This window comes from Bacillus sp. FSL M7-0558 (genome assembly GCF_038003245.1).
GTDB lineage: Bacteria > Bacillota > Bacilli > Bacillales > Bacillaceae > Bacillus > Bacillus pumilus.
In genome coordinates, this window is the sequence record NZ_JBBOOU010000001.1 from 3,405,048 (window position 1) to 3,421,704 (window position 16,657).

A 16,657-nucleotide genomic window follows, 5' to 3' on the forward strand; every position below is an offset into this window, starting at 1 on the left:
CCTCCGTTATGTTACCATTTCCTAGCACAAGAGGCATATGATTGAAAACGAATTCAACGAAAAATGAATCGTACGTATTGGGTTTTTATACCTATTTCACACGCGCAAAAAAAAGCTGAATTCACCAACTGAATCCAGCTTTTGACGCTTATTTGATCGAATCACCAGCTGATGCTGATGGTTGATCACTAAATGACGTGTCTTTCTTTTCAGAAATATAATGAAGAGAGAAACCAACAAGACTAAAAAAAGCGCTTAATACCAGTGTAGGATTTTTAAATAGGTTCGTACTTGCTATGATCAAATCTCCATTCTGCAAGAGAATCCCTAGTATTTGACCGAATACCAACAGGGTACCTGACGTTAAGAAAAGGACAAGCAGCACTTTAAATAAAAATTCCATCAATGCTCTCATGTGTTTCTCCTTTCTATACTGGAAGTATGCCCATTCCGATGAGCCAGCCAATTCCTACAATCGGCAGCATATAGTAAAGAATGAGCGGTATAAATGTTTTCTCCGGCCGGGCTCCTGCAAGACCAGAAGCGATGAAAATTGACCCAGATGCCGGCGGGGAAGCGCCTTCTGTTGATGAAAAAGCAAGAATGGCGACAACAGCGACAACAGGGTCTACTCCGACTGAGATTAAAGCTGAAAATGAGACAAGCCCAACAGCTGTTAATGTGGCAGTTGAAGATAATGGTCCAGCCACCAGCGTGACAAGAACACCAACAATGAGCACCATGAGCCACTTCGGAATGGCAAGTACTGACGTGATTTGCGTCAAATCTTCTGCGAGTCCTAATTCAGCAAGCACCTGACTAGCAGCAACAGCAAACAGCATCAAGGCACCGATCGTTGTAAACTTAGGAATTGCCGACTTGAAAAACTGAGACCAATCTAACGCAGACGCTTTTTTTCTTCCAATTGTTAAGCTAATCAGCATCATGAGAATCGGAATCCACGTAATTAAAGAAATTTGATCCATTGCCTCTGGTCCAATGTTTGGATTACTTTTTAAGTAGTTTGCCAGCGGACCAATTGTGATGATGATAGGGATCAAGGCACCGAAAAAAATAAAAATCGATTTCCATCCCTGTTTCACAGCTTCTCTAAAGGGAACAATATCATCTGGCGGCATCGCTTGGATTTTATTCTTTTTCACCAGAATATACACCAAAATAAACCGGTATACGACTTGATACAGTCCTCCTATTAAAAGAGCAATATATAAATCACCTTCAGAGACAAGGGCTGCAACTGGTGCAAAGCCCAGCATGATAAACATGGAAGAGTTTGGCGGTAGCGCGGCTCCAAGTCCGCCATTCCCAGCTAGAATCGTGGCCGTATGGGTTCGGCTCCATCCTGATTTAATCATCCAAGAAGCCGTAATAGAGCCAGTGGCAGCTGTGTTTGCAGAATTTGAACCTGAAAGAGCACCTAAGACTGCTGAACCTAACGTACTCATATAAGCCGCTCCCCCAGGAAGCTTGCCGACAACCGAATTCAGGATGCGCAAGAGTGCGTGAATTAATTCCAGCTTTTCGATTAAATAGGCCATGAACACAAACGCAACGGCTGCATAAAGCACCTCATATGTGGATGCAAATTTTAAACCATCCCAGAACAGTCTAAGCGCATCCATTCCGCCAAACAAAGTGGTTGCAATAAAGCCTAACAGCATGGCTTCTCCCATATTTCGTTTCACGACGACATTCCATATAATGATGACGGCTATGAATACAATCAATGCAATAAAACCCATGTCGTTTCTTCGCCTCCCCTTTCTTAAATAAAACGCTTACAAAAATCACCCTTGCTGCATCACGTCAATGACCTCTTTCCAGCTGACCGGCTTTTTCCCATTAAACCGTTCAACGAATTGAAAGTCTGCTAATCTCTCTAGCTTCTGTTGTGCTGCCCGGGACATGCTCGCATCAATATGAGCTGAATCCAGCATTTCAATAGAGCCAAGTAATTCGACCGCTCGTCTTTTTGCATGTAATGCACTCCCTGTCACAAGACGATTCATCGTCTCTTCAAAACTTTTGCTGTCCAGCGTTTCGCTTAGTGAAGAAATCACTTGATCTTCGACATTATATTTTTTAGAAATTTCCAAAAATTCAACAAGTAAACCGACGATCCCTTTCATATAAATGCTTCTTATTAGCTTTAAGGCTGAAGCATCTCCAGGCTGATCACTGATTTTTGTAATATTCATACCGTATTCTTTCGTTAATTCAATGAATCGATCTGTTCCACTTCCGCTAGCAGTGATTGGAACCTTGTGTTTGTTAACCGGAAGAGATCCTAGCATGGCGGCATCTACAAATAGAGCTTCTTGCTTTTTAATTTCGTCTGCCACTTGTTTTTTAATATCTGGAGTTGATGCCGACACATCCACATATACTTGATTTTTTTTCAAACTTCCTAATACGGATTGAGCCACTTCTAGGGTTTTATTCGCTGGCACAGCCGCAATGACAATGTCAGATTTTGCAATGACTTCACTCACATTACTTGTTAATTCGACGCCTGTGCGGGCTGCTTTTTCTTTCATTGGTCCAGCAAGTTTCTCATTCTGTAATAGTACATCATACGCATAAAAATGATCTAATCCTTCTGTTTTCAATCCCGTTGACAGCTCATATGCAGCTTCTCCATAACCGATAAAGCCTATCTTCATCACAGATTCCCCTATCTCTGGAATTTTTTCATTCTGCCCTCTAACCATGCAGGCGCTAAGAGACTGATATCCTGCTTTCCTTCGCTCATATAATGTTGAATGGTTTTTAATCTTTGATGTTCATATGCTTGTTTCTCTTCAGCCAACGACAGCATCTCTTCTGCTTTCTCCTTCGGAACAATCACCACTCCATCATCATCTGCAACGACTAAGTCACCTGGTGATACTTTGACCCCTCCACACGAGATGATTCCATTCAATTCACCAGGCCCATCCTTAAAAGGTCCATTCGGCGTGAATCCCTTACTATAGATTGGAAAAGCTAATTCCTCTAAAGCGACTTTATCGCGGACAAGACCGTCGATCACGATTCCTTCTATTCCAACAGCTTTTGCTGAACCGGCCATCAATTCTCCTAAATATGCGTGACCCCTATGATCTTTCCCATCAACGATGAGTACATCGCCTACTTGTGCAGAATAAATCGCATGGTGAAGAAACAGATTATCTCCTGGCCGTAAGCTCACGGTAAAAGCTGTGCCGACTACATTCATGCCTCTCGCAACTGGTTTGATTTGATGATCCATCGCGCCGGTGCATCCCATCACGTCTGACAACAAGGTTGAGTTAAGCTTTCTTGCCCTAGCTATAAGATCATTTGACACGAAATGAACAGTACTCATTGTTTTCATCATCCCCTTCTAGTTATATTCATTACATTTAATTAATTTAAAGTAATATATATTACTTTCGTGATATGATCATACCATCTCATTTTTAATTAGTAAAGCGCTTTCAAAAAAATAAAAAATGAGTTATCACACGACTATTGTGTTGTGTGATAACTCATTTTCGTCAACATATGATTGATTTGATCTAAACGTGGTTTTGTTCTTTCTGGATCATTCATCGCTAATGCACTTAAGATGAAATCGACGATAAAGATAGCAGATACGACAGAGTTATGAGAGCCTACACTTGCTGAGGAACACGGTAATACATATTGTGCATATTTAGTTAGTGGAGAGCTGTAGCTGTCTGTAATTAAAAGGACTTCCACCCCATAAGACTTTGCTGCTTCCATCAAATCCTTCATACGCTTTGCATAACGCGGATAGCTGACCGCTATAATGAAATCACTCGAGTTGAAATGAACCAAATCATCCACCCAGTCACTTTGATCTGCATCAATATACTGGCAATTCCCCAATAGCCGATTGATTCCTAACGACATGTATTCGCCAACAGGTCTTCCACTTCGGACACTTGTACACAAAACGTGGCGCGCATTGGCTATTTTCCCAACAATTTGCTGAAAGGTTTCTTCCGTGATATTGTCCAATGCGTACTGGATATTTTGAAATTGCAATTCTACATGGTTATGCAGGAGCTTACTCTTATTTGAATGCTTGAGATTCGCCTCAAGTCTTGTTTGAGGGTCAGCTTTATGCTTCATCGCTGATTGAAGCTCTTTTTGAAACTCAGAAAAACCAGAATACCCCACAGCAGCAGAGAAGCGCATGATGGTTGCTGTACTCGTCCCGACTTTTGACGCCAATTTATCGACAGTTAAAAAAGCGACCTCCATTGGATGTTGTACGATATAATCTGCAATTCTCCTCTGTGCATCGGTTAAAAAAGCGACCTTATGCTGAAGCTTATGTATTAAATCCTCCATTTTAGCACCTGCCCATCCTATCGGCTTTATCTACGATCAGATTGTTTTCTTTCTATATTGTACACATTTGTCCAAAATAAAAAAACAGCCAGCACGAATCTATCGCGCTGACTGCTTTAGCCGAGATGCTATTTTATAGTGCTTGAGCTGCTGTGATAAGTGCAAGGTTGTAAACGTCTTCAGCATTACAGCCTCTTGAAAGGTCATTTACTGGTTGGTTTAAGCCTTGCAAGATTGGACCTACAGCTTCAAAGTTACCTAAGCGCTGTGCAATTTTGTAGCCGATGTTTCCAGCTTCTAGGCTAGGGAAAACAAATACGCTAGCATCGCCTTTAATGACGGAATCTGGTGCTTTTTTCGCTGCTACTGAAGGAACGAAAGCTGCATCGAATTGGAATTCTCCATCAAGTACAAGCTCAGGTGCCTTTTCTTTTGCAATGCGAACTGCTTCAGAAACTTTTTCTGTTTCATCTGATTTTGCTGAGCCTTTAGTAGAGAAGCTAAGCATTGCCACACGTGGTTCGATGTCGAACATTTTGGCTGTGTTTGCACTTTCGATCGCAATTTCAGCTAGATCTTGGCTGTCTGGTGCAATGTTGATTGCACAATCAGCAAACACATATTGCTCTTCGCCACGAGCCATGATGAAGACGCCAGATGTTTTCTTTACGCCTTCTTTTGTTTTAATGATTTGAAGTGCTGGGCGTACTGTGTCAGCAGTTGAGTGTGCTGCACCGCTCACAAGTCCGTCTGCAAGACCTTTGTACACAAGCATCGTACCGAAGTAGTTTTCATCTAGTAATGCTTTTCTTGCTTGCTCTTCTGTTGCTTTGCCTTTACGTCTTTCTACGAAAGCTTGTACAAGCTCTTCAAAACCTTCATATGTATGAGGATCATACACGTCAACACCATCAAGTGTAAGACCTAATTCTTTTGCTTTTGCTTCAACTTCTTGTGTTTTACCTACAACAATTGGCTGCAAGACTTTGCCATCTGCTAGTTTTTGAACGGCTGTTAGAATGCGTTCGTCCATTCCCTCAGGAAAAACGATCTTTACTCCTTTACCTGCAACCTTTTCCTGAACTGTTGAAAAAATATCTGCCACTTATATACCCTCCTTGATTTTACAAAAAAAGCGTTCTCTTTCAAGCATACTCTTCTTCTACATAAATTCAAACTACCAACTTACATTATAGCGCTTACAAATTAAATTCATATTTTTCAAACTAATTTAATCAATTTCCATAAAAGCTGACTTCGTCGTTCAAGTTTTGATCACATCTCCATTTGGACAAACTATGTTATAGTTGGAACAGATGGAAAACTGTAAATAGGAGTGAAATAAATGAGCGAACAACATACAACCAATGAAGCAGCTCAAACACTAGACGGCTGGTATGCACTGCATGATTTTAGAACCTTTGACTGGACAGCTTGGAAGCTGCTGACAAGTGATGAGCGGCAAGCGATTCTTCATGAGTTCACAGGTCTATTAGAAAAATGGAAAACAGCTGAGCACGATAAGGCTGGAAGCCAAACAATCTATAGTATTGTCGGCCAAAAAGCAGATATTATGCTCATGATTTTGCGTCCAACCATGGAAGAACTGGGTGAAATTGAACTTGAATTCAACAAGACACGACTAGCAGAGTTTACGATCCCAGCTTATTCGTACGTTTCAGTTGTTGAACTTAGCAACTACTTAGCAGGAGGCGGAGATGGCGGAGATCCTTACGAGAACCCGCATGTACGTGCACGTCTATACCCAGAGCTCCCTTCTTCTCAATACGTGTGCTTCTATCCAATGGATAAAAGACGTTCCGGCAATGACAACTGGTACATGCTCTCTATGGATGAGCGTAAATCACTCATGAGAAGCCATGGCTTAATCGGCCGCAGCTATGCTGGTAAAGTAAAGCAGATCATTACAGGCTCCGTCGGTTTTGATGATTATGAGTGGGGCGTCACTCTTTTCTCTGACGATGTGCTTCAATTCAAAAAATTGGTTTATGAAATGCGCTTTGATGAAGTCAGTGCACGCTACGGCGAATTTGGTTCCTTCTTTGTCGGAAACCGATTAGCAAACGAGCAGCTGGCGTCTTATTTTCATGTATGATAAACTCTTAAGGCTTCGGATCTTTCCGAAGCCTTTTTATGTATTTTTTTAGAAGGGTGATCACATCATGAAAAACTTCCCCATCGCTATTTTTGCATTAACGCTCGGTGCGTTTTCAATTGGCATGACTGAATTTGTCATTATGGGACTTTTGCCAAACGTCGCAAACGACCTTCATGTATCTATCTCTGCTTCAGGGCAGCTGATTACTGGATATGCACTTGGTGTGGCAGTTGGCGGACCTATTTTAACTTTATCGACTGGGAAAATGTCGAGGAAACGTCTTCTCATTTTATTAATGATCCTGTTCGTGGCGGGAAATGCTGTTGCTGCTGTATCAACCTCTTATGGTCTATTAATGGCCGCACGTATTTTGACATCATTTGCTCACGGGACCTTCTTTGGCGTCGGGGCGATCATGGCTGCACGGCTTGTACCTAAGGAGAAAAGTGCAAGTGCGATCAGCTTCATGTTTACAGGACTGACGGTCGCCAATGTGCTGGGTGTGCCGTTCGGTACATTCATCGGAAATCAATTTGGCTGGCGTATGTCGTTTCTCGTCATTGCCGTTATTGGGCTTATTTCCTTAATCGGTATCATCAGCTTAGTACCCAATCAATCGAAGGAAGAAGTCCTGGATATTCGAAATGAAGTGTCTGTATTGAAAAAACCACAAGTGCTCGTCTCTTTTGCAATGACGATCTTTGGTTTTGCAGGTGTGTTTACAGCCTTTACGTATATCAGCCCAATCCTGCTCCAAGTGACTGGTTTTCAGGAAAATGGAGTGACGCTTATCCTTGTTCTCTTCGGACTTGGGGTCACTATTGGAAATTTAGTTGGTGGAAAGCTTGCCGACTGGAAGCTGATGCCGAGTATTATCGTGTCCCTGATCCTGCTAATGGCTGTCCTGTTATTGTTTACAATCACTTCCGAATTCAAAGTGCCTGCTGTGCTGACCATTTTTGTGTGGGGAATCATTTCATTTATTCTTGTTCCTACCTTGCAATACCGCACGATGAACATGGCACATGAAGCACCGACACTCGCATCAACGCTTAGTCATTCTGCCTTTAATATCGGGAATGCCGGCGGTGCAGCGCTTGGCGGTCTTGCCATCGAAATCACATATTTACAGCTTGTACCGTTATTTGCTGCAGCTGTCACCTTCATTGGACTTATCATTACGATCATGAGCTATCAGTCAGATAAACGAACAAAAAGGGCCTGAGTCAGGTCCTTTTTTACTTCACCACGGTCATTTCTGGCTCTTCTATTGGTTTCACACGTTCCTGAATGGGATGAGAAAAAGAGTGCCCTGATAAGACGATATGAGATACTGTTTTTGTAAACCCAGACACTGCCTGAATAAAGGCTTCAATTTCTTCAAGGGAAGCGACTGACAGCTTAATGAAAAAGCATGACTGCCCTGCCACTCGATAAGCAAAAAAAGCGCGTGGGTGCTGATTCATAAAAGCCACAAAACGTTGATACTCCCCGTTTAGCACTGTGACTTCCAGCAGGCAGTCAATCATAAGCCCTAATTTTTTATAGTTAACCTGAACCGAATACCCTTCGATAATCCCTGCATCTTCTAATTTACGCACTCTTTCTGCTACCGCAGGTGCGGATAAATTGACTCGCTTGGACAATTCCCTCATAGATAAGCGGGCATCTTCTTTCAATTCATTTAAAATATGCACATCAACATCGGTGATTTTCATTCGTACCTCTCCTATCCAAAAATCGTTCCATTTGAAAAGTATTTTATGATAATACTTATGATGCGAAATGTAAAATAAAACTAAATAATGGTAGAATTTATTTTAACGGAATTGAATGAAAAAGCAAGTTTGGAGGGATCACCTGATGAAAGAATCTTTAGACAGCCAGGCTTCTAAAACATTTCCCATCACACTTGCCATTGCGCTCACACTTGGCGTCTTTGCGGCGGGATCGGAAGAATTGGTGATTTCACCACTGCTGCCTGATTTATCAAACTCTTTTCAGCACTCTCTTGATATTCTCGCCCTTTCCATCAGCATTTATGGGTTAGCTGTGCTGGTTGGAGCCCCGCTGCTTGTTCCTTTAGGGGACCGGTATTCAAGGGAGCTATGCCTGATTATCGGGCTTTCTTTCTTTTTAATTGGCACCGTAATGTGTGCGGCTGCCCCGAATCTGGCCGTATTTTTTGCAGGCCGTGCTATTTCTGGGCTGGCGACCGGTGTATTTGTGCCAACAGCCTATGCGCTTGTGGGTGACCGGGTTCCTTATGAATATCGAGGCAAAGTGATGGGGCTCATTGTGTCGAGTTGGTCTCTTTCTCTTGTCCTTGGTGTACCAATTGGCGCCTTCATCGGGCAGAGTTTAAACTGGCGATGGACCTTTTGGATTTTCGCCATCATGAGTCTCATTGTCCTGCTGCTCGTCATCCTTGAATCTCGTAAACAAACCGCCACAGCGAATACAGGAACACCTCAAGCTAGGGAGAAAGCTGGCTCTTTATGGGGAGCTTTGAAAATTGATCGTGTCCCCGCCTATTTGACCGTGACATTTTGTAATATGCTTGGATTTTATGGCATGTACTCGTTTTTAGGAGCGTATCTACAAAGTTTGTTTTCTGGAGGGCAATCGACGGCAGGACTTCTGATCATGGCTTACGGTGTCGGTTTTTCCATGAGTGTATTTACAGGGAAATTAGCAGACTGGTTTGGCAAAACTCGTTCTCTTTTCTTTGTGCTGGGCGGCATTACGCTCGTTCTCGCCTTACTTCCTTATGCTCCTTTCTCATGGACATTGCTGATTTTTGCCCTATTTATTTGGGGTGCCATGCAAAGTTTATCTGTCACGCTTTTGAGCACTGTTCTAAGTGACTGCTCCCAAACCCACCGAGGCAAAGTGATGGCTTTTTACAGCCTTGCGTCCAATCTTGCCGTTATGCTTGGTTCCGCTCTTATGGGACCTGTCTATGTCCATTTCGGCTATCATACGGTAGGGCTTGTATGTGCTCTCGTTACGCTTGTTGGTTTTCTTATTAGCTTCGTCAGCTATAAACGTGAACGAACCTTACAGCAGAAACATAAAAACACATTTGAAACGTAAGTTCAATTCACTGCACATCTAGGTATGTGCAGTTTTTTAGATCAATTTTTAATATCATCATAAAATACATTTTTTATAAATTTTGTTGACAATTGCCAATTTTATTTTTTATAATCTAGTAAAAATTTGAAAAAGATTGGATGGTAAACATGATCTTAAAGAATGATGTTTTTCATTTCAAAGAAGAGCCCATCGTTTCACCTAAGATGTTTACAGTCAATACACTAGGCCCTAAGGGGACAAGCAGTGAATACGCAGCAAAACACTTCATCTCTCATTCCACCACTACTCTCGGCACTCATACGAAACTATCCCTTTATGACACATTCGAAACTTGCATTGAACATACTCTCTCTCACGCACTCCAATACACTCTCGTTCCACACGCATACGAAGGAATCAAACACTTCTACATGAGACCTGACCTGCAGCTCTTACAAATTTTCAGATGTGACACACCCATGTATGGCTTGGCTGTCAGACCAGATTTTCCATTTCAAGAACAAATGCTCCACCATTTAAAAATTGTCTCTCACCCTGCACCTGTCAATTTGATTCAATATTTCATTCACCAAAATGCTGAATTTGAGCTAGTCAATTCGACAAGTACTGCCGCACAAAAAGTAAGAGACGGCGAATTTGATTTCGCTTTAACCAATGAGGTAGCCAGAGCCACATATGGCCTCACCTTCGTTCGAACGTTTAAAAGCATTCCTATGAGCTGGTCCATATTCGGAAAAGGAGAGATATAATATGCAAACTGAACAAAAAACGCAAGAACGATATTTTCCACAAGCCAAAAAAATAGAATGGGAGAATGGTGTCACACAATATTCCACGGTCAGAGGTGATACGGAAGTGCTCATCTCATACATCCCTCCTCACACGATCATTGAACCTCACGAGCATCCCGAAGCACAAATCGGCATCGTATTAAAAGGCGAGCTTCAAATGACAGTCGGCCCATCGATCCAATTACTCACCCCTTTAGAATCAGCCTATATCGCACCACCTTTTGTCCCTCACGGCGCTTCTAACCTGACAGATGAAGGAGTGATTGCTATTGATATTAAGAGATTAAAAGATGGCGAGGAATATACGGCGCCTCCTACTTATTTCTTAGACATTTTCAAAACACGGGATTTACTCCCTGGCATGGAAGTGACCTTTTTTGTTGAGGACTGGATGGAGCTCATGATTGCCAACATTCCTGGAAATGGCGGAGAAATGCCTTTTCATAAACACCGCAATGAACAAATCGGCATTTGCATTAGCGGAGGTTATGATATGACGATTGAAGGCTTTACAGAGAGAATGGAATTTGGTACTACCTACTTTTGTGACCCTAGGGAAGACCACGGGGCGATAAATCCAAAGCCGGAAGCCTCAAAGTCTATTAACCTCTTCTTCCCTCCCCGCTATAATCGGTTGAAGCCAAAAGCGTCTAAGGTGAAGAAATGAACCTCGACGGAAAAGTCGTCCTGATTACAGGAGGTGCATCGGGAATTGGGCTTGCTGCAGTCAAGCTTTTCCTTGAGCACGGAGCAAAAGTCGCAGTGGCTGACATCAATGAAAAAAGCGGCAAACAGCTCGTCGAATCATTGGCGCACGAGCATGTTGCGTTTTTCAAAACAGATATTACGAATGAGTCTGACTGTCAAAAAACCGTTCAGTCTGTGCTGACCCAGTTTGGGACAATCGATGTGCTGATTAACAATGCAGGCATTGAAATTGTCTCTCCCGTTCACGAGATGACGCTGGAGGATTGGAATCACATTGTACAGGTCAACCTGACGGGTGTATTTCTCATGAGTAAGCATGCTTTGCCGCATATGCTTGAAAAGAAAAGCGGAAGTATTATCAATACTGGATCTGTCGGAGGTCTTGTCGGCTGGCCTGACATCCCTGCCTATAACGCAACAAAGGGCGGTGTCATCCAGCTCACCAAATCGATGGCGGTCGACTATGCCGCCCATCAAATCAGAGTGAACTGTATCGCCCCAGGCATTATTGATACACCATTAAATGAAAAATCCTTTTCAGACAATCATTCAGAAAGCCTTGAGGTTGTTAAAAAGGAAAAAGCAAAGGTGAACCCATTACTTCGTCTCGGAAAACCCGAAGAAATTGCGAGCGTCATGCTGTTTCTCGCCTCTGATCTATCCAGCTATATGACTGGAAGTGTTGTCACAGCAGATGGCGGTTACACCGCTAGATAAAAAGGAGTGCTTTCATTGAGTAAAAAAACCGTACTTGTCATTGCTGATCTAGGAGGATGCCCGCCCCATATGTTTTACGAAAGCGTGGCTGCATCGTATCATATCGTTTCTTATATCCCGAGACCTTTTGCTATTACAAAGGGACACGCTGAGCTAATCGAAAAATACTCTATTGCGGTCATCAAAGATCGAGATTATTTTGACAAAAACCCTTCTTTTGAACACCCAGATTCGATTTACTGGGCACATGATGATTATCTAAAATCCGAGGAAGAGGTGGTGGACGACCTAGTTCGCGTCGCTTCCTTTTTCAAAGCGGATGCGATCACCACCAATAATGAATTATTCATTGCACCAATGGCAAAAGCCGCTGAGCGACTTGGGCTGCGCGGCGCTGGGGTAAAGGCGGCTGAATTAGCGCGTGATAAAAGCCAAATGAGGGCTGCATTCAACGCGGCTGGGGTCAAAGCAGTAAAAACTCAGCCTGTCACGACTTTAGCTGATTTTCAGCAAGCCATTGAACATATTGGTACACCGCTTATTTTAAAGCCTACATATTTAGCAAGCTCCATTGGCGTGACCCTTTTTCATGACCGATCCGGCAGTGATGATCTCTTTTTAAACGTACAATCCTATTTGCAAACCGTTCCCGTTCCAAACGCTGTGACGTATGAAGCACCGTTTGTCGTTGAAACGTACTTAGAGGGCGCTTACGAGGATTGGTATCAAGACGACGGCTATTCTGATTATGTCAGTGTAGAAGGATTAGTTGTTGAGGGTGAATATATCCCTTTTGTCATTCATGATAAGACCCCTCAAATCGGCTTTACAGAAACGGCTCATATCACTCCGTCGATCCTAGACAATGAAGCCCAGCAAATCATCATTGAGGCAGCGAGGAAAGCAAATGAAGGATTAGGTCTTGAAAACTGTGCCACTCATACAGAAATCAAGCTTATGAAACATCGAGAAACCGGACTGATCGAATCAGCAGCTAGATTTGCTGGCTGGAATATGATTCCGAATATCAAAAAGGTCTTTGGGGTGGATATGGCTAAGTTGCTGATTGATGTATTAGTCGATGGAAAAAAAGCTAATTTGCCAAAAGAACTACTTTCTGGACATACGCATTATGTAGCAGACTGTCATTTATACCCTCAGCATTTCAAAGAGAGCGGACACATTCCGCCTGAGGCCACACACATCACCATTGATCATGTGCATATTCCGCAGGACACTTTAGTTGGAGATACTGTCATCATCAGCGAATCTGTCCCACCTAAAGGAACCTTTGTAGATCTATCTTTATTTGAAGCATTTAATGGCATCGTGTCTCTTGAATTAAAAGGGTCGTCTTCTCAGGATGTTGCCGCCTCCATCCGTAACATTCAAAAGCAGGCAGCCATTCAGTTAATGGATGAATTAGTGAAGGGATAAGAAAGAGAGGATGTCGTGGTGAAGATCTTACCATCTAACATGATTGAACGGCTGCCAGAACAAAAATTTGGAACCGTATTTGAGAAAATTGCGCATAAAACACAACACGGAGCGAACATTGTGAACCTTGGTCAGGGAAATCCTGATCTTCCTACTCCGGCGCACATTGTGAATGCCCTTCAAGAGGCAGCAGGCTCTTTGCAATTTCAGCAATATGCACCTTTTAGAGGCTTTGACTTTTTCAAGCAAGCCATTGCAGATTTCTACAGAAAGGAATTCGGCATTGAGGTTGACCCGAAGAAGGAAATTGCCCTTTTCAATGGAGGAAAAACAGGCCTTTATGTGATGAGTCAGTGCCTGCTTGATCCAGGGAACATTGCCCTCGTCCCCGATCCGGGATACCCAGAATATCATTCAGGTATCTTGATGGCGGACGCAAAGCCACATTGCATCCAGCTTGAAAAGAAAAATGGCTATTTGCCGAATTTCTCTTCAATTGATCCAGACGTGTTAAAAAAGGCAAAGGTGCTTTTCTTAAATTATCCGAATAACCCAACTGGTGCTGTGGCGAATGAAGCTTTTTTTGAAGAGGCTGCAGAATTTGCGTCCGCTCACGATCTGCATGTGATTCATGATTTTGCTTATGGTTCCTTTCATTATGAGCAAAAACCAGTGAGCTTTCTAAAGGCTCCTCTTGGGAAAAACGTAGGAGTGGAATTATATTCTTTATCCAAAACATTCAGTATGGCAGGATGGAGAGTCGCTTTTGCTGTAGGCAATGAGGACATCATTCATGCCATTAACGCCTTCCAGGATCATGTGTTTGTCAGTATGTATGGTGGATTTCAGCATGCCGCCACCGTCGCTTTACAAAGTGATGACTGTCATATTCAATCATTGAAAGAAGTCTACATTGAACGAATGGCTTTCTTCATCAGTCAAGCCGAGAAGCAGCTTGGCTGGACCATTGAACGTCCAGCCGGCGCCTTTTATTTGTGGGCACCGATTCCTGATGATTTCGAGGATTCTCATGCATTTGCCGACTATTTACTCGAGCATGCAGATGTCGTCGTGACGCCTGGGGGTGTGTTTGGAACACATGGAAGACATCATGTTCGCATCTCAATGGTGGCGCCAATTGAACAGCTTGCCCTTTTTATCGATCGGCTGCATATACTGCCGATTCGTTTTCATCAAAAAACCCGCATATAGCGGGTTTTTCATATTTATATACTTTTCATCGAACCACCATCGACAGATATTTGCTGTCCGGTGACATAGGAGGCTTCCTCTGATGCGATAAATGCCGCCAATGAAGCCATTTCACTCGCTGAACCTACTCTTTGCATCGGGATCCCTGACGCAACAGCCTGTACAGCTTCTTCCCGTGATAATGACTGCTCACGCATCATGTTTTCGATAAACTGTTCATATCGATCTGTAGCAATAAATCCTGGGTTTAAACAATTCACTGTGATCCCTGAAGGCGCAAGCTGTGTGGCTGCATTTTTACTAGCATTGATAATCGCTGCATTCATCATACTGTTCGTAAACATTTGATCACCAGGTTCCTTCCAAAGGTTCCCGACAATTTGAATGATCCGGCCATATTCATGTCTTTTCATCATCGCTGCCGCACGTTTCATCATATCAATGTACGCTAGGGCTTTCTGAGAAAATGCTGCCAGCATCTGCTCACTTTCACATGAATTAAAAGTATCTGGCTTCCCTCCTGGAATGTTATTAATCAACACATCCAGTCTGCCAAACTCTTGATCTATTGCCGCAAAGGCCTCAGCTCGCACTCCTTCATGCGACATATCACCACAGAAAAGAGACACCGGCTCCTTTGTTTCTGCCATACGCTCAATATGCTGCCGCGCATCTTCTAGTAAGGATTGATTTCTAGAATTGATGATGACCTTTACATGGTCCTGGGCGGCAAGCTTTATGGCGATTGCCTTTCCAATCCCTGTACTTGCCCCTGTTACAAATGCAATTCTTTTAGACAAACTCATCCACATCCCTTTTCTGCTTAACTTAGAAAAATACATAAAATAACACTTATAGAATGTATTTCAACAAAAAAAGACCTTTCTCCTGCGAAAGGCCTTTGTTCTTTATTTAAATGTCGTTTCCCAATCAAATCCGATTGTCTCGTCATTCCAAGCGATTCTCTTTTCATCTGGGTTTTTCGGGTCATAGGATTCTGTCGTGAAATAGACAATTTGCAGCGGCGTCTCGCCTAGTACCCGGTAGCCATGTGCGACACCCTTTGGGATGAGGAGGAGCATTGGATTGTCTTCCCCCATATAATACACATCGGTTTGACCCTTTGTAGGAGAGTCCTCACGCAAATCGTATAAAACGACCTGAGCATGACCTGCTGGGAAAAACCAAACATCATCTTGCTTTTCATGATAATGAAAGGCTTTGATCACACCTGGAAAGCTTTTCGACCACGATGCCTGCCCAAAACGTTGCAGCATGGGCTCATCATCTCGAATGAGCTCTGCAAAAAAGCCGCGATCATCACAATGTTTCATGAGTTTTTTCGTTTGTACACCATCAATCATGCTGATGCCATCTCCCTTCTTTCTGCAAAAATTCGTGAAGCGCATCCTTCCAATGTCTCGGCTTCCAGCCTGTGGCTTCAATCGCTTGAAGGTCTAACACAGAATAGGCTGGACGAGGTGTTTGGAAGCCGTACTCTTCTGTGGAAATTGGCTCAATGGTCGTAGACAGGCCGCTTTTTGTCACAATTTCTGACGCAAAGTCAAACCAGGAACAGCTTTCTCGGTTACTGACATGATAAATTCCTGCCTGTTGATCAAATAAATGAATGATGGCCTCTGCGACATCTTTTGTATAAGTAGGTGAGCCTATTTGGTCATTCACGATGCGCAAATGATCCTTTGTTTCTGCGAGCCGAAGGATGGTATTCACAAAATTATGTCCCTCATGTCCGTATAGCCACGATGTACGGATAATTTTCACTTCGTCTGATACAAGATGAAGCAATTCCTCACCAAGCTTTTTACTTTTTCCATAAATGGTGTGAGGATCTGGCTGTGCATCGACTTGGTAAGGCGTGTCTGCTTGCCCGTCAAACACATAATCTGTACTGACATGTAGCACATCAGCCCCTATGTTCTTAGCCTCCAGCGCTGTATAGTAGGCGCCAATGCCATTAACAAGATACGCCTTTTCCGTTTCTGTTTCACACTGATCTACAGAGGTATATGCTGCTGCACTGACAACAATATTAGGGCGAAAGTGTCTCATCGCGTGTCTGACTGCTTGCTGGTCTGCGATATTGAGCATGTTCCTCGTTAAGGCAATGACGGTGATGTCTTTCTCCTTGAGCTGTCTGCTCAATTCTTTCCCTAGTTGCCCGCCTGCACCGGTGATTAAAACTTTCATC

General features: G+C 43.0%; 18 protein-coding genes. 8 read left to right on the top strand and 10 right to left on the bottom strand.

Annotation, left to right across the window (positions count from 1 at the left end; genetic code table 11):
- Nucleotides 1-148 precede the first annotated feature (148 nt).
- The 6 genes from MHB79_RS17335 to pta form a co-directional block, all read right to left on the bottom strand.
- Nucleotides 149-415, bottom strand: coding sequence for a hypothetical protein (locus MHB79_RS17335; RefSeq protein WP_003215032.1), 267 nt, complete (start codon nucleotides 413-415; stop codon nucleotides 149-151).
- Between the two features lie 13 nt (nucleotides 416-428).
- Nucleotides 429-1,763 carry a TRAP transporter large permease subunit gene (locus tag MHB79_RS17340; RefSeq protein ID WP_003214816.1) on the bottom strand — a complete coding sequence of 445 codons (1,335 nt, stop codon included), beginning with the start codon at nucleotides 1,761-1,763 and terminating at the stop codon, nucleotides 429-431.
- Between the two features lie 45 nt (nucleotides 1,764-1,808).
- On the bottom strand, nucleotides 1,809-2,684 hold the full coding sequence (locus MHB79_RS17345) for a prephenate dehydrogenase/arogenate dehydrogenase family protein (protein ID WP_050944478.1): 876 nt from the start codon (nucleotides 2,682-2,684) through the stop codon (nucleotides 1,809-1,811).
- A gap of 11 nt (nucleotides 2,685-2,695) precedes the next feature.
- Complete coding sequence (locus MHB79_RS17350; RefSeq protein WP_335365725.1) at nucleotides 2,696-3,367, bottom strand: RraA family protein; 672 nt, start codon at nucleotides 3,365-3,367, stop codon at nucleotides 2,696-2,698.
- Between the two features lie 143 nt (nucleotides 3,368-3,510).
- Nucleotides 3,511-4,362 carry a MurR/RpiR family transcriptional regulator gene (locus tag MHB79_RS17355; protein ID WP_113767832.1) on the bottom strand — a complete coding sequence of 284 codons (852 nt, stop codon included), beginning with the start codon at nucleotides 4,360-4,362 and terminating at the stop codon, nucleotides 3,511-3,513.
- Nucleotides 4,363-4,495: 133 nt separating this feature from the next.
- The gene (gene pta, locus MHB79_RS17360; RefSeq protein ID WP_003215086.1) at nucleotides 4,496-5,467 is read right to left on the bottom strand and encodes a phosphate acetyltransferase; all 972 of its coding nucleotides are present in this window, start codon (nucleotides 5,465-5,467) and stop codon (nucleotides 4,496-4,498) included.
- Nucleotides 5,468-5,707: 240 nt separating this feature from the next.
- On the opposite strand from pta, the gene hemQ reads away from it, so the two are divergent.
- Together hemQ and MHB79_RS17370 are read left to right on the top strand one after the other, a co-directional pair.
- Nucleotides 5,708-6,478 (top strand): hydrogen peroxide-dependent heme synthase, encoded by a 771-nt coding sequence (hemQ, locus tag MHB79_RS17365; protein WP_003215092.1) that lies wholly within the window; start codon nucleotides 5,708-5,710, stop codon nucleotides 6,476-6,478.
- A 67-nt stretch (nucleotides 6,479-6,545) separates the two neighbouring features.
- On the top strand, nucleotides 6,546-7,706 hold the full coding sequence (locus MHB79_RS17370; RefSeq protein WP_340990348.1) for an MFS transporter: 1,161 nt from the start codon (nucleotides 6,546-6,548) through the stop codon (nucleotides 7,704-7,706).
- A 13-nt stretch (nucleotides 7,707-7,719) separates the two neighbouring features.
- Here MHB79_RS17370 and MHB79_RS17375 read toward each other — a convergent pair whose 3' ends face one another.
- Nucleotides 7,720-8,199, bottom strand: coding sequence for an Lrp/AsnC family transcriptional regulator (locus tag MHB79_RS17375; protein ID WP_106029502.1), 480 nt, complete (start codon nucleotides 8,197-8,199; stop codon nucleotides 7,720-7,722).
- Nucleotides 8,200-8,344: 145 nt separating this feature from the next.
- Here MHB79_RS17375 and MHB79_RS17380 point away from each other — a divergent pair, with 145 nt between their 5' ends.
- The 6 genes from MHB79_RS17380 (at nucleotide 8,345) to MHB79_RS17405 (ending at nucleotide 14,445) form a co-directional block, all read left to right on the top strand.
- Nucleotides 8,345-9,577, top strand: a complete 1,233-nt coding sequence (locus tag MHB79_RS17380) for an MFS transporter (protein ID WP_050944482.1) — start codon at nucleotides 8,345-8,347, stop codon at nucleotides 9,575-9,577.
- 149 nt (nucleotides 9,578-9,726) lie between these two features.
- Nucleotides 9,727-10,329 (top strand): hypothetical protein, encoded by a 603-nt coding sequence (locus MHB79_RS17385; RefSeq protein WP_003215386.1) that lies wholly within the window; start codon nucleotides 9,727-9,729, stop codon nucleotides 10,327-10,329.
- Nucleotide 10,330: 1 nt separating this feature from the next.
- Nucleotides 10,331-11,038, top strand: a complete 708-nt coding sequence (locus MHB79_RS17390) for a cupin domain-containing protein (RefSeq protein ID WP_340990351.1) — start codon at nucleotides 10,331-10,333, stop codon at nucleotides 11,036-11,038.
- Nucleotides 11,035-11,796: an SDR family NAD(P)-dependent oxidoreductase gene (locus MHB79_RS17395; RefSeq protein WP_050944484.1), complete on the top strand. Its 762-nt coding sequence runs from the start codon at nucleotides 11,035-11,037 to the stop codon at nucleotides 11,794-11,796. Before MHB79_RS17390 ends, MHB79_RS17395 begins: the two co-directional genes overlap by 4 nt.
- Before the next feature lie 15 nt (nucleotides 11,797-11,811).
- Nucleotides 11,812-13,233, top strand: a complete 1,422-nt coding sequence (locus tag MHB79_RS17400; RefSeq protein ID WP_335365731.1) for an ATP-grasp domain-containing protein — start codon at nucleotides 11,812-11,814, stop codon at nucleotides 13,231-13,233.
- Nucleotides 13,234-13,251: 18 nt separating this feature from the next.
- On the top strand, nucleotides 13,252-14,445 hold the full coding sequence (locus MHB79_RS17405) for an aminotransferase class I/II-fold pyridoxal phosphate-dependent enzyme (protein WP_340990355.1): 1,194 nt from the start codon (nucleotides 13,252-13,254) through the stop codon (nucleotides 14,443-14,445).
- A gap of 14 nt (nucleotides 14,446-14,459) precedes the next feature.
- On the opposite strand, the gene MHB79_RS17410 is transcribed toward MHB79_RS17405, so the two are convergent.
- From MHB79_RS17410 to rfbD, 3 genes are all read right to left on the bottom strand, one after another.
- Nucleotides 14,460-15,251 carry an SDR family oxidoreductase gene (locus MHB79_RS17410; RefSeq protein ID WP_269199666.1) on the bottom strand — a complete coding sequence of 264 codons (792 nt, stop codon included), beginning with the start codon at nucleotides 15,249-15,251 and terminating at the stop codon, nucleotides 14,460-14,462.
- Between the two features lie 102 nt (nucleotides 15,252-15,353).
- Nucleotides 15,354-15,809, bottom strand: a complete 456-nt coding sequence (locus tag MHB79_RS17415; protein ID WP_003215275.1) for a dTDP-4-dehydrorhamnose 3,5-epimerase family protein — start codon at nucleotides 15,807-15,809, stop codon at nucleotides 15,354-15,356.
- The gene (gene rfbD, locus MHB79_RS17420; protein WP_340990357.1) at nucleotides 15,802-16,656 is read right to left on the bottom strand and encodes a dTDP-4-dehydrorhamnose reductase; all 855 of its coding nucleotides are present in this window, start codon (nucleotides 16,654-16,656) and stop codon (nucleotides 15,802-15,804) included. The genes MHB79_RS17415 and rfbD overlap by 8 nt, the downstream gene beginning before the upstream one ends.
- Nucleotide 16,657 lies beyond the last annotated feature (1 nt).

Bases quoted from the DNA above. Each gene is read 5' to 3' on its own strand.
- MHB79_RS17335 (WP_003215032.1), bottom strand. From the start codon at position 415: ATGAGAGCATTGATGGAATTTTTATTTAAAGTGCTGCTTGTCCTTTTC.
- MHB79_RS17340 (WP_003214816.1), bottom strand. From the start codon at position 1,763: ATGGGTTTTATTGCATTGATTGTATTCATAGCCGTCATCATTATATGG.
- MHB79_RS17345 (WP_050944478.1), bottom strand. From the start codon at position 2,684: ATGAAGATAGGCTTTATCGGTTATGGAGAAGCTGCATATGAGCTGTCA.
- MHB79_RS17350 (WP_335365725.1), bottom strand. From the start codon at position 3,367: ATGAGTACTGTTCATTTCGTGTCAAATGATCTTATAGCTAGGGCAAGA.
- MHB79_RS17355 (WP_113767832.1), bottom strand. From the start codon at position 4,362: ATGGAGGATTTAATACATAAGCTTCAGCATAAGGTCGCTTTTTTAACC.
- hemQ (WP_003215092.1), top strand. From the start codon at position 5,708: ATGAGCGAACAACATACAACCAATGAAGCAGCTCAAACACTAGACGGC.
- MHB79_RS17370 (WP_340990348.1), top strand. From the start codon at position 6,546: ATGAAAAACTTCCCCATCGCTATTTTTGCATTAACGCTCGGTGCGTTT.
- MHB79_RS17375 (WP_106029502.1), bottom strand. From the start codon at position 8,199: ATGAAAATCACCGATGTTGATGTGCATATTTTAAATGAATTGAAAGAA.
- MHB79_RS17380 (WP_050944482.1), top strand. From the start codon at position 8,345: ATGAAAGAATCTTTAGACAGCCAGGCTTCTAAAACATTTCCCATCACA.
- MHB79_RS17385 (WP_003215386.1), top strand. From the start codon at position 9,727: ATGATCTTAAAGAATGATGTTTTTCATTTCAAAGAAGAGCCCATCGTT.
- MHB79_RS17390 (WP_340990351.1), top strand. From the start codon at position 10,331: ATGCAAACTGAACAAAAAACGCAAGAACGATATTTTCCACAAGCCAAA.
- MHB79_RS17395 (WP_050944484.1), top strand. From the start codon at position 11,035: ATGAACCTCGACGGAAAAGTCGTCCTGATTACAGGAGGTGCATCGGGA.
- MHB79_RS17410 (WP_269199666.1), bottom strand. From the start codon at position 15,251: ATGAGTTTGTCTAAAAGAATTGCATTTGTAACAGGGGCAAGTACAGGG.
- MHB79_RS17415 (WP_003215275.1), bottom strand. From the start codon at position 15,809: ATGATTGATGGTGTACAAACGAAAAAACTCATGAAACATTGTGATGAT.
- rfbD (WP_340990357.1), bottom strand. From the start codon at position 16,656: ATGAAAGTTTTAATCACCGGTGCAGGCGGGCAACTAGGGAAAGAATTG.